Genomic DNA, 11773 nt, shown 5'->3' on the forward strand with positions numbered 1-11773 from the left:
GGTTCAACCTTCCTCGGGTTCCATGGAGAGCCGCAGCGGGAACCCATTGTCCCGAGCCGCGGCCTCCACCGTCTTGAGCTTCGTCTCGGCGACCTCGAACGTATAGACGCCGGCCACTCCGACTCCGTTGTAATGAACGTGCAGCATGATCTGCACGGCATCCGACTCCGACTTGTGGAAGACCTCCCTCAGGACGGCCACCACGAACTCACGCGTCGTGTAATTGTCGTTGTGCAGAAGCACTTTGTAGAGCGTCGGTTTCTTGAGCTTCTGCTTGGGTACGGTCTCCGTGACGACGGAGCTATCGTGCTCGTCCTTCTGCGCCATAGGTTCTTCGGACTCCCTTTGATGACCGCGGAAGCGGGCCGTTTCAGGCCTCTCCCTTGAAACCTGTCTCCGCCCGCCACTGAGGCAGCCCTCCCCGGACGGCTGCCCGCTCGTGCTCCAGGAAGCCACGCACCGCCCGCTCCAGCCCGGGGTGGAGGAGCAGGTGGGCACTGTACGTGAGGCGAGGCTCGAAACCCCGGGTGAGCTTGTGCTCACCCCCCGCGCCAGGTTCGAAACGCGTCAGCCCCTGCTCAATCGCCTCCGTCACGGGGTGGTAGAGGCAGACGTTGAAGTGCAGGAACGGATGCTCCTCGAAGCAGCCCCAATAACGGCCGTAGAGGACCTGTGGCGCCCTGAAGTTGAACGCGCCGGCCACCAGCGCCCCTTCCCTCCGGACCTCCACCAGCTCGCAGCGGTGCTGGAAGTTGGAGAGCATCCGCGCGAAGAAGTCGCGCGTGAGGAAGCGCGCGCCCCACGGGTACTTGTCCACCGTGGAGACGTAGAGGCGGTACAGCGTGTCCACGTCCACCGACTGGAGGGCCTCGCCTCGCAGGGTGCGCAGCGTCAGGCCCTGTTCGGCGGGGGCGCGCATCTCCCGCCGCAGCTGGTTGCGCCGCTTGGAGTGGAAGCGGGCGAGGAAGTCCTCCATCGACTGGTAGCCGGCGTTGCGCCACTGGTACTGGACGCCCAGCCGCAGGGCGAAGCCCTGGGCCTCCAGCGTGGGCAGCTCCTCCTCGGTGGGAAAGAGGACGTGGATGCCGGAGAGGTGCTCGGCGCGGGCGAACTCCAGGGCGCCGGCATACAGCTCCGCCTCGCGGGCCGCGCGGTCCTCGCCGGGCGCCACCAGCACGCGCCGGCCGGTGGCGGGAGTGAAGGGGACGGTGAAGACGAGCTTCGGGTAGTAGCGCAGGCCCGCGCGCTCGGCGGCGGTGGCCCAGGGCGCGTCGAAGATGAACTCTCCCTGGCTGTCGTCCTTGAGATACGCGGGCGCGGCGGCGACGAGGCGCGACCCCCTCCACAGCGTCAGGTGCCGGGGGTGCCAGCCTCGCTCCGGCACCGCGCTGCCGCTGTCCTCGAGCGCGGCCAGGAAGGCCCACTCCAGGAAGGGCAGGGCCGCCTCGTCCACGAGCCCGTTCCACAGGGACGCGGGCACCTCGTGGATGGAGGGCAGGATGCGCAGGGTGGTGGGCAGCGGGGTGGACATCGGCGTCGGCGCACGGTGGGTTCGTGGGGTCAGCCTATAACGACGGCGGGCCCCCCTTGCCACGGCCGGCCGGCCCCTACTTCCCGCGTGTCAATTCGGCGGCAAGGAAGCGGCCTGCTTCGGCCAGGCCAGCGTCACCTCGTCGACGTCCCTCCTCGGACTCCATGACCCGGCGGGCCGCGTCGCTGGCGGTGCCTGCCTCCAGGTCCGCCAGGACGAGGAACGCGCTCCATGCGGGTGACGCGGGCGCCACGCGGCCCGGGCGGGTGGGGCGATCCGACAGGGTGGTGGCGACCTTCTCCAGGAGCCCGTCGTCATTGAGCCGCTTCGCGGTGCCCTTCATGGAGGCCCACGCGGACTCCAGCAGCGCGGGCAGCATCCTCCCGGCGAGGGCGGCGGAGAGCCGCTGTCCGGCCTCCTCCTCGTCGATTTGATGCGCCTGGGCGTAGGTGGGGGCCAGCTTGGCGATCACCACCGCACGGGTGGCGAGATGGGCAAGTCGGGGAGGGTAGGACATGGGCGCTCCAGTGGGCGCCGTCGACGACCCGGGCGCGAGTTACCAGCGGACCAGCAGACGGTAACCGTCCGCGCTGCGCTCCTCTACCGTGATTCGCGGCTGGGCGTTGGCCAACTCCAACATCCGTTCCAGGCCACCGGCCATCAGGTCCGGTCTGTTGTAGCGGTCGGTGATGTGCAGCCGCCGGCCTCGCTCACCCACCTGGGACATGGTGATTTCGATGTCCGCGCGGCCCATCATCGCCAGGTAGCGGGGGATGCGCTCCGCGGCGCGGGCGGGGCCAATCATGGGCAGGGCCACCGCCGCCACGCGTCCCACCAGCGTCTCCGCGAAACCGTTGACGAGCGTGCGGCCGACCTGCCGGTAGCCCTCCTCGTCATTCAGCTCTCCGAAGGCCTCCTGCCGGGCGAGGGCCGCCGCGCGCTGCCAGACCTGGACGGGGTAGTCCATCTCCGGCCGCTTGATGTCGTAGCCCAGCGCGGCCAGCTCCTCCACCAGCCGGCCCGACGCCTTCAGGCCCCGCACGAACAGGCCCTCCAGCACGCTTCCAGGGATGCGGGGCGGCGGAGGCTGGACCTGCTCGACGGGTCGGCGCAGCGGACTGATGGCCATGTGAAGCTCCCAGGGGAGCAGAGGTCCGTCCACCATAGTGGAGTTCCGTTTCTGCCGCGAATTCGGGCTGTTCTTTTATTTCCCGATGAGTCACGGGAAGCGGACGTGGCGGGGAGGGGGGCGGCGGTTTGATTCCCCGAGGGTCGGGTTGCTATGGGGCCGCGAGCGCCTTAGAGGAGAGGACCGAGGAGAACTGCATGTCGGTGAACATCCAGCTGGAATGGACCCCCAACCCGAGCACGCTGAAGTACGTGGTGGATCGGCGACTGTTGGCGGGCGGCGCGGTGAGTATCACGAATCCCCAGGATGCCCAGGCGAAGTCGCCCCTGGCGCGCAAGCTCATGGACGTGCGCGGCGTCACGGCGGTGATGATTGGCACCAACTTCGTGACGGTGACGAAGGGTGACGAGGGTGAGTGGGACGAGCTGAATGACCAGGTGATGGAGACGCTGGATACGCACCTCACGGCGAACGAGCCGGTGGTGGACGAGGAGGCCATCGCGGCGGCGCGTCAGGCGACCGCGAGCGACGGTGGCGGTTCGGTGGAGGCCCGCATCCGGGACATCCTGGACGCGGAGATCCGTCCGGCGGTCGCGATGGATGGTGGCGACATCACGTTGGACCGCTTCGAGGACGGCATCGTCTACCTGCACATGAAGGGCTCGTGCGCGGGCTGTCCGTCGTCGACGGCGACGCTGAAGATGGGCATCGAGGGGCGCCTTCGGGAAATCATTCCCGAGGTCCTCGAGGTGGTGTCCATCTGAGGCGCAACGTCAAGGCTTCACAGGTCCGGCGGGAGCTCCTGCCGGACCAGTCGCAGGCGCTCCTGCGTGAGCTGCACCTGCTCACGCGCGAGGGTCACCTCAACGCGGATGCGCTGCGCAAGCTCAAGCAGGTCAACCACCTGATGGGCTTGTTGCGTCCGGCGGTGGAGGACGTGAAGGCGCGTCATCCCGAGTCCTCCGTGTTCGTGGACGCGGGCAGCGGCAATGCGTACCTGGGGTTCGTGCTCTACGAGCTGTTCCTGAAGGACGCGGCCACGGGCACGTTGCTGTCGGTGGAGGGGCGGCCGGAGCTGACCGAGCGCGCGAAGGGGCGCGCCGAGCGGCTGGGCTTCTCACGGATGCAGTTCCAGACGGCGCACATCGACCAGGCGGCGTATCCGGAGCGCGTCCATCTGGTGATGGCGCTGCATGCGTGTGACACGGCCACCGACGACGCGCTCATCGCGGCCGTCCGTCATGGCGCGGACCACGTCGCGGTGGTGCCGTGCTGTCAGGCGGAGGTCGCCGCGCAGCTGAAGGAGCACCGGCAGGCGGCGCACGGGAGCATGGGCCTCCTGTACGCGCATGCGTGGCACCGGCGCGAGTTCGGCTCGCACCTGACGAACGTCATCCGCGCGCTGACGCTGGAGTCGTTCGGTTATCAGGTGACGGTGACGGAGCTGACGGGCTGGGAGCACTCGTTGAAGAACGAGCTGATCCTCGCCAGGCGTGTGCACCGGGACAACCGGCGAGCGCGCATCCAGCTCGAGCGACTGCTGGCGGAGACGGGCGTGAATCCGAAGCTGACGCGGGAGCTGGGCGTGAAGCCCGCCGCGTCGGTGGGCGTGCCGTTGCCCGCCGAACCGCTGCCCGAGGCGCCGCAGGCGGCGTCCTCCGAGGAAGCCGCACAGACCGCTGAGAGCTGAGCGTGTGACGAGGAGGCTCGTGAAGGGCCTCCTCGTGGCACGTGGCCGCCGCGCACGGGTGTAGAGCGTGCGCGGACCCGAGGTTTGCCTCGTGCCTCATGTGAGACTAAGTTGTCTCATATGAGACGGACAAGAGCCGCCGCTCCTTCCCCCGTAGCGTCTGGCTCGGATACTCGAGCGAGCATCTTGAGCGCGGCGGCTCGTGCGTTCGCGGTGGACCCCTCCGCGTCACTCGTCGATGTGGCCCGGTCCGCGGGAGTCGGACGGGCGACGCTTCACCGGTACTTCAGCTCCCGCGAGGAGCTCATCCGCGAGGCGGGGTTGGACTCCCTGGTGCAGCTCGAACAGGCGTTGAAGGCGCACCGGTTCGAGCGGCTGGCTCCCGATGTGGCCCTGGAGTCCCTGGTGGGCGCGCTGACCCCCTGGGGCGACAGGCTCCGGTTCCTCCTGGTCGTCTCCGAGCTGAGTCAGGAGCCTTCGCTCAAGGCCGCTGAAGCCCGGGTGGATGAACAACTCATGCGCATCCTGCTTCGCGCCAGGGACGAAGGCGTGCTGCGCCAGGACCTGCCGAGCGCGTGGTTGTTCGCCACCTTCGAGGCGCTTCTGTATGCGGCCTGGACGTCGGTCGCCCAGGGTGACCTCGCCGCGAACGATGCCGCTCGAACACTTCACGAGACGCTGCTCCACGGCCATGGCACCGGGCGCCCCGCTGGCTCCAAGAAGGCGCGCCCACGATGACTCCGAAGCCCACGGAGCGGCTTCGCGGCATCGATATCGCTCGAGCCTGCGCCATCTGCGGGATGTTCGTGGTGCATGCGTTCCTCGTTCTCGGGCCTCCCAGTTCTGGCCTTTCGGGCTGGGAGCGCATCGTGTTCAACCTGACCGAAGGGCGCGCCGCCGCCACCTTCGTCCTCCTGGCGGGCCTGGGGGTGGGGCAGCTGCTCTCGCGACGGGAAACCACCGACTCACGTCGCGTGCTGTGGCGTCGAGCCCTCTTCCTGGGGGGGCTGGGAGTGCTCAACCTCATCGTGTGGCCCGGCGACATCTTGCGGCTCTACGGCGTCGCGCTCTTCGCCGCGCCGTGGTTGCACCGCTGGTCATCCAAGGCCCTCTCGGGGCTCGTGGCCGCGCTCATCCTCACCTTTCCGCTCGCGGCCGTCCTCGTGGACTGGGATGCCCGTTGGGACTGGGCCACGCTCACCTACCGGGGCCTTTGGACTCCCTCCGGCTTTGTCCTCAACCTGGGGGTCGATGGCTTTCGTCCCTTGCTCCCCTGGTTGGCGTTCTTCGTCCTGGGCCTGCGGCTGGCCCGGCTCGACTGGCGCGACAGGGCCACGCAGCGGCGAATGCTGTGGGCGGGCATCTGGCTGTTTGTCCTGGCGGAGCTCGCCTCGGCGGGGCTGGTGCGGCTCGCGATTCAATGCGCGATGGGTGAGCGGTTGGGGGCACAAATCGTGACGGCGCTCCTCGGTACGCACTCCATTCCGCCCATGCCGTTGTTCATGCTCTCCGCGCTGGGCATCGCCTGCCTGGTCCTGGGTGGCGGCTTCGTGCTGGGGGACCACCTCCCGCGACGCCTTCAGGAGGCGCTGGTGTCCACGGGGCGTCTGGCGTTGACCTGGTATCTGGGCCATGTGCTGCTGCTGGTGGGGCTCGCCCTCGCTGGATACGGCAACCGCCTCTCCGCGCCTGCCGCCATGGGGGTGGCGTTCGCTGGGTTCGCGGGTGTCGTCGCCGTGTCGTCCTTGCGAGGCGGAGCACCCATGCTGCTGGAGCGAATGCTCCGGCGCTTCTCCACACCGAGCCCCCGTGCTGACAAGGCGATGGAGTCACCGCCCGAATCGCCTCGCGAATGAGTCAGAAGGGCGCGGGGCAGTCGAAGGTGATGCCTGCCCCTGTTCCAGGATGCTGGAGGGTAAGCGACTCCGCGTGGAGCATGAGTCGCGCTCCCCCGCGTCCGTAGAGCCGGTCGCCGACGATGGGCGCACCGAGCCCGAGCGGGTGCGAGGCATGGACCCGGAGCTGATGAGTCCTTCCCGTGAGCGGAAAGAAGGCCACGCGGGTTCGCCCGTCGCGCCGTTCGAGGACTCGCCACTCCGTCACGGCGGGCTTGCCGTGGACGGTGTCGTGAATCTGTCGAGGGCGGTCATTCAGGTCGACGCGCATCGGGAAGTCGATGCGGCCCTGGTCCTCCTGGATGAGCCCCTCTACCCACGCGACGTAGCGCTTGCGCACTTCACGGTGCACGAACTGGCTCTGCAGTGCCGCATGCGTGCGTGAGTCGCGCGCCGCGACGAGCAGGCCCGACGTGTCCAGGTCCAGTCGGTGTACCAGGAGCGGGCCGGTGGCCTCGGGATGACGCGCTCGAAGCCGCGTGAGCACGGAGTCCGTGAGCGACTCTTCGCGCCCAGGCACGGACAGCAGCCCGTGGGGCTTGTCGATGACGACGAGCCACGGGTCCTCGAACAGGACGGTCAGCGCGCCAGGGGCCGCGGGTGGCGGCACGAAGGTTCGTGGCGGGGAGACCTGAAGTCCTTCCAGCATGAAGGGGAGCAGGGGACCGCACTTGTCGCGACAGGCGGCGTAGTACGCGCCGGAGACACGTCCTCCCGCTGGAGGCGGTGCGCCCCACCAGAACTCCGCGAGCGCGATGGGGCGCAGCCCGTGAGCATGCGCGTATGCGAGCAACTTGGGGGCGGCGCAGTCGGCGGCACCGGAAGGCGGCTGGCCGCGCTCGTAGAGGGCTCTCAGGAGGCGACGCTCACCGCGCGCGCTGGTGATGGCGTAGGTGTCGTGGATGCGCCGCATGAGCGCGCGACTCACCATGTGGCGCAGGCGCTCCAGGGCGCGGAGTCGTCGTTCCCGTCGCGCGAGCTGCGGCTCGATTCGCTGTCGCTCCTCCGCGTGGGTGGCTTCCAGACGGCGTCGCTCGGCTTTGTCCCCTCGACTCTCCTGGTCGAGCGCATGGAGCGCGGCGCGTTGCGCGGCCTCGTCCCGCGTATCCGGTGCGGTGGTGTCCATCGAATCGGCTGAACCCCGCCGCTCCCGCGCGGCCGTCTCATCCCGAGCGGGCCACGCGAGAGGCCGCACTGAATCGGCCGGGCCTCCTCGCTCCCCAGGGGGATGGGAGTCCATGGGAACTCCTGGATGCTCCGGAGATGGCCGCGTCCTCGTGAGCTCCGCCCGACGTGCATGACGCTGCTTTCGACGCGCCTCGTGTCGCTCACGCAGCGCCGAGAGCTCCGCCGCGTGTCGAGCCGACTGGGCCTCATGGGCGGCCCGAAGCGCGATGAGCTCGGGCTCGGACCCCAGGGCTTCGGAGCGAGCCAGCAGCGCCTTCACCGTCGCCTCGCCCTCGGGCTCCAGGCGTGCTCGTGCCTCACGGTCGAACAGCGGTGGGACGAAGCCCTCGATATCCCAACGTCCGGCGAGCATCCCCGAGAAGGCTCTCAGGAACCCGACGCGTCCATCGGGCTGGCGCACCACCAGCACGCCGAACATCTTCCCGCCTTCGGGACTCTCCAGCAGGGACAGCGGTACGTCCGCTGTCAGGTGTCCCGAGCGGAGCTCCACCTGGAGGACCTCCGCGGCCTGCCGCGCGAGCGCCGAGGGCCCCAGCTCATCGAAGGGGCTCGGGAAACTTCCCGGTTCATCGGGAAGCTTCGTCCGGGGCTCGAAGAGAGTGACACGCGGGTCCACGTGTCCACCGCTAACATGAAACCCGGGCCCACTGCGAACGGGCCCGGGAGCCGAGCGCTCCCTGCGTTACTGGAGCGCGACCTTCCCATCCGGCTTGCGCTGGAAGCGATACAGCACGAAGCCGACAGCGAGCGCGATGGCACCCGCGATGAGGTTCTTCCGCTGGGCGCTCAGCGCGAACACGACACACAGCGAGGCGGCGGCGATGGGAATCACCGGTCCTCCCGGGATGCGGAACGCATTGGCCGGCTGCTGGAGCTTGCGCCGCAGCACGGGCACGGCCACCGCGGTGCCGAAGTACGTCGCCAGCCGGGCCACCACGGAGAGCGTGGCGAGGAACTCGAACGAACCGGTGAAGGCCAGTGGGAGCGCGATGGCGGTCTGGGTCACGATGGCGACCATCGGCGTGCGGTAGCGCGGGTGCAGCGTGGCGAGCGCCGCCGGACCGAAGCCATCCTGCGCCAGCGCGTAGAGATAGCGAGGCCCCGCGAGCACCGTGTTGCTGTTGGTGCCGAGGATGGACAGCACTCCACCCACCGTCATCAGGAGCCCGCCTCCGTTGCCCAGGAAGCGCGCGGCGGCGTCCGCCAGCGGCGTCTTCGAGTCCACGACGCCCGGCAGCGTCCCCAGGGCGACCCACTGCACCGCCGTGTAGATGAGTGTGACGACGCCAATCTGGACGATGAGCGCGAAGGGCACGTCCCGGCGCGGATTCTTGAACTCACCGGCAGGCGCCGCGGTGTTCTCGAAGCCCGCGTAGGCGAACAGGAGCAGCAACACGGCGGCGCCCAGGTCGCCGTCACTCTTCGCCACCACCGAGGTGGCCAGCGGCGCCGACACGAAGAAGATGCCCACGGTGATGAAGACGAGCAGCGGCACCGTCTTGGTGATGGCCAGGAAGACGGCGGTGCGCGCGCCGCCCTTCACGCCGACGACGTTGATGGCGGTGAGCGCGAGCAGGGGAATCGCGATGGCCAGGCCCTGCCCCACACCCTCGTTGGCTCCAGGCCACAGGTAGCCGAGCGCGCGGGAGAAGCCGACGGACAGCGAGGCCACCGAGGAGACTCGGGCGAGCCACGTCATCCACCCTACCTGGAAGCCCACCAGCTCACCGAAGGCCTCGCGCGTGTAGAGGTACGCGCTGCCGGGCTTGTCGAAGTAGCTGGCGGCTTCCGCGAAACACAGCACGAGCAGCAGCACGGCCAGTCCGGCCACCACCACCGCGCCCGTGCTGGCGGAGCCGAGGTTGGCCGCGGCGGCGGCGGGCAGGAGATACACCCCGCTGCCAATGACGTCGTTGATGGAGAAGCCCACCAGCTCCCAGCGGGAGACAGCGCGCTTCATTCCAAGGTCTTGGGGAGTCGAATCGCTACCAGTCGTCATGGTGGGGTGGGGGAGGCCGGGGTGGACCTGACAGGGAGGACCACTGGAGCATATACGGGGAGAAACCGCGAATTCAGGGACTCCCGAGCCCCACGCGAGCCGTGACTCCGGCGCGCGAACCTCACCCCTTCAAATACGACTCACGCCGTCAGCAGCAGCCGACACCGCAGCCCGCCATTGCGCACGGGAAGACTGCGCGCGCCGGGCAGCTCCAGCGCCTTCACCAGGGCGGAGTCCTCCGGAACCAGCAGCGCCGCGCGCCAGCCCGCGAAGCCCTTGCGAACCAGGGTGCCGAGCGCGCGGTAGAGGCCGGGCAGGTCCTCCCCTTCGCCCAGGCGCTTGCCATAGGGCGGATTCGCGACCAGCAACCCGGGCCCACCCGGGGGCGCGGTCAACGTGCGCAGGTCCTTGCGCTCCAGCGCGAGCGTCATGCCCGCGCGCCGAGCGTTCCTGCGCGCCGTGCCCAGCGAACCCGCGTTGATGTCATAGCCATACACGGCCGCGCGCGGTGCCGTCAGCGTCTCCGCCTCCGCGCGCGCCTTGCGAGTGGCCCAGGCGCCCGCGTCGAAGCCCGGGAAGGACTCGAAGGCGAAGCCATGCAGCAACCCCGGCGCGCGGCGCATGGACATCCACGCGCCTTCCACCAGGAAGGTGCCCGAGCCGCACATCGGGTCCACCAGGGGCTCCGTGCCGTCATACCCGGCCAGCATCAGGATGCCCGCCGCGAGCGTCTCCCGCAGGGGCGCGCGGCTCACCTCTTGTCGATAACCCCGGCGATGCAGCGGCTCCCCGCTGGTGTCCGCGCTCACGGTGAAGTCATTGCCCTCCACTCGGACCAGCAAGGTGAGCCCCGGACCGCCTTCGTCGTCGAGCGGCCCGGCCCGGCCCACCTCGGCCAGTCCCCACGCCTTCGATGCCGCCGAGAAAACAACGCCCTGGCTCGGGACACCCGCGCGGTGCAGCGTCACCGAGAGCCGGGGCGGCGCGCCCCTGTCCCACGTGCGTGACAAATCCAACGCGCGCAGCCCGCGAATCAGCGCGCCCTCGTCACTCGCGTGGAAGGAGCCCAGCCGCAACAGCACCCGGCTCGCGGTGCGCAAGCGCAGGTTGGCTTCCTGATGCAGCCCCGTGGGCCCCTGGAGTTCCACCCCGCCTTCGACGAGGGAGGGCTTCCAGCCCAGCGCGGAGCACTCCGCCTCCAGCGCGGTCTCCAGTCCGGGAAGGGTGGACACGTAGACTTGTTCTTCGGCGCGGGCGGTCGTCACGGGAAGCCCCATTGTCCGTGCTCCTGCGGCGACCGCAACGCTTCATTGCGGAATCACGGCGGTGATGCGGCCGGCGACTCGGACTCCAACGGCCTGGGCACCCGGGGCGGGTCGTCCGCGTAGACGCCCCGATACTCGGGAGGCAGCAGCTTCGCCACCCGGCGCATCATCGCGTCCACCAGCGCCTGCCGCGTGTCCTCCGCGCCAGCGACCTCCGGCTCCAGGTCCTCCATCCGGAACGCGGGGCCCACCCGCACGCGGACGTGGGCGTGGTACAGCCGCTCGCCGCCCATGTCCGAGTCGTTGATGGGCATCAGCTTCTCCGTCCCCATCAACGCCACCGGTACCACCGGCGCACCTCCGCGTTTGGCGATGAGCGCCACGCCCTTCTTCGCCTGGTGCAGCGCCCCATCCCGACTGCGCGCGCCCTCCGGGAAGATGAGCACCGAGTCGCCGCCCTTGAGCGTCTCCACCGCCCGGCGCACCGCCTCGATGTCCGGCGAGTTGGGCTTGATGGCGATGGTGTCCATCACCTCCGAGGCCAGCCGCGTCATCACCGTGCTTTGCAGCTTCACGCCCGCCAGGAAGTACAGCCGCCGGGGACGGAACGCGCGGAACAGCGTGAAGCCGTCCGCATTGGACAGGTGGTTGCAGATGTAGAGACAGGGCTCGTCGGGGATGTTGCCCCGGCCCTCCACGACTTCGTCGGCCAGCGCATCCCACACGCCGTCCATCAGGGTGCGGACCACATGTCGCCGGACACCTTCCGGCAGTCGGGCCATCAGGGAAAAGAGAATGCGGAGCACGCGTCGGTCGCCTCCACCTCGGGACGGCCCGAGAGCATGGTCCGGTCGGAGCCCACGCGTCCGACCGTTACCGCCAGGGCTTCAGCACCGCCACTGGCCACCAGAAGATGTAGTCCTGCGGGGGCTCCAGGTCAGTGCTCGCGAGGAGTCCGCCTCCTGCCCGCAAGCCGTCCCGTCGTGCAGCCAACGCTCCGGACCGACTCCGGGACGGGGCAAAACCGTCCATGTCACCCACCCGTGACCCCCTGGGCGTGCGCGAACCCATCGGCG

General features: G+C 69.4%; 12 protein-coding genes. 4 read left to right on the forward strand and 8 right to left on the reverse strand.

Going from position 1 to position 11773, the window contains the following annotated elements; translation table 11 throughout:
* Window positions 1-3 precede the first annotated feature (3 nt).
* The 4 genes from HUA75_RS00890 to HUA75_RS00905 all read right to left on the reverse strand — a co-directional run bounded on the left by HUA75_RS00890 (window position 4) and on the right by HUA75_RS00905 (window position 2660).
* A complete protein-coding gene (locus HUA75_RS00890) occupies window positions 4-327 on the reverse strand; it encodes an ATP-dependent Clp protease adaptor ClpS (protein WP_141645688.1) in 324 nt (107 codons plus the stop codon).
* Window positions 328-370: 43 nt separating this feature from the next.
* Complete coding sequence (locus HUA75_RS00895) at window positions 371-1531, reverse strand: GNAT family N-acetyltransferase (protein ID WP_174485293.1); 1161 nt, start codon at window positions 1529-1531, stop codon at window positions 371-373.
* A gap of 76 nt (window positions 1532-1607) precedes the next feature.
* The gene (locus HUA75_RS00900) at window positions 1608-2048 is read right to left on the reverse strand and encodes a hypothetical protein (RefSeq protein ID WP_174485294.1); all 441 of its coding nucleotides are present in this window, start codon (window positions 2046-2048) and stop codon (window positions 1608-1610) included.
* Between the two features lie 39 nt (window positions 2049-2087).
* Window positions 2088-2660 carry a DUF2378 family protein gene (locus HUA75_RS00905; protein ID WP_141645685.1) on the reverse strand — a complete coding sequence of 191 codons (573 nt, stop codon included), beginning with the start codon at window positions 2658-2660 and terminating at the stop codon, window positions 2088-2090.
* A 197-nt stretch (window positions 2661-2857) separates the two neighbouring features.
* Between HUA75_RS00905 and HUA75_RS00910 the strand changes: the two genes are divergently transcribed.
* The 4 genes from HUA75_RS00910 (at window position 2858) to HUA75_RS00925 (ending at window position 6206) form a co-directional block, all read left to right on the forward strand.
* Window positions 2858-3424, forward strand: a complete 567-nt coding sequence (locus HUA75_RS00910; protein ID WP_141645684.1) for a NifU family protein — start codon at window positions 2858-2860, stop codon at window positions 3422-3424.
* Entirely contained in the window at window positions 3325-4350 is a 1026-nt protein-coding gene (locus HUA75_RS00915) for an SAM-dependent methyltransferase (protein ID WP_371746027.1), read from the forward strand. The genes HUA75_RS00910 and HUA75_RS00915 overlap by 100 nt, the downstream gene beginning before the upstream one ends.
* A 186-nt stretch (window positions 4351-4536) precedes the next feature.
* Complete coding sequence (locus tag HUA75_RS00920; protein ID WP_174485295.1) at window positions 4537-5088, forward strand: TetR/AcrR family transcriptional regulator; 552 nt, start codon at window positions 4537-4539, stop codon at window positions 5086-5088.
* Complete coding sequence (locus HUA75_RS00925; RefSeq protein WP_174485296.1) at window positions 5085-6206, forward strand: DUF418 domain-containing protein; 1122 nt, start codon at window positions 5085-5087, stop codon at window positions 6204-6206. Before HUA75_RS00920 ends, HUA75_RS00925 begins: the two co-directional genes overlap by 4 nt.
* Before the next feature lies 1 nt (window position 6207).
* Here the strand turns inward: HUA75_RS00925 and HUA75_RS00930 are convergent, their stop codons facing one another.
* The 4 genes from HUA75_RS00930 to HUA75_RS00945 all read right to left on the reverse strand — a co-directional run bounded on the left by HUA75_RS00930 (window position 6208) and on the right by HUA75_RS00945 (window position 11503).
* Window positions 6208-8049 (reverse strand): pseudouridine synthase, encoded by a 1842-nt coding sequence (locus HUA75_RS00930; protein ID WP_371746028.1) that lies wholly within the window; start codon window positions 8047-8049, stop codon window positions 6208-6210.
* 66 nt (window positions 8050-8115) lie between these two features.
* A complete protein-coding gene (locus HUA75_RS00935) occupies window positions 8116-9393 on the reverse strand; it encodes an APC family permease (protein WP_217440586.1) in 1278 nt (425 codons plus the stop codon).
* Between the two features lie 179 nt (window positions 9394-9572).
* Entirely contained in the window at window positions 9573-10709 is a 1137-nt protein-coding gene (locus HUA75_RS00940; protein ID WP_174485297.1) for a class I SAM-dependent RNA methyltransferase, read from the reverse strand.
* 41 nt (window positions 10710-10750) lie between these two features.
* A complete protein-coding gene (locus tag HUA75_RS00945; protein WP_174485298.1) occupies window positions 10751-11503 on the reverse strand; it encodes a lysophospholipid acyltransferase family protein in 753 nt (250 codons plus the stop codon).
* Window positions 11504-11773: the final 270 nt, after the last annotated feature.

It is taken from the genome of Myxococcus sp. CA040A, assembly GCF_013336725.1.
Classification (GTDB): domain Bacteria; phylum Myxococcota; class Myxococcia; order Myxococcales; family Myxococcaceae; genus Myxococcus; species Myxococcus llanfairpwllgwyngyllgogerychwyrndrobwllllantysiliogogogochensis.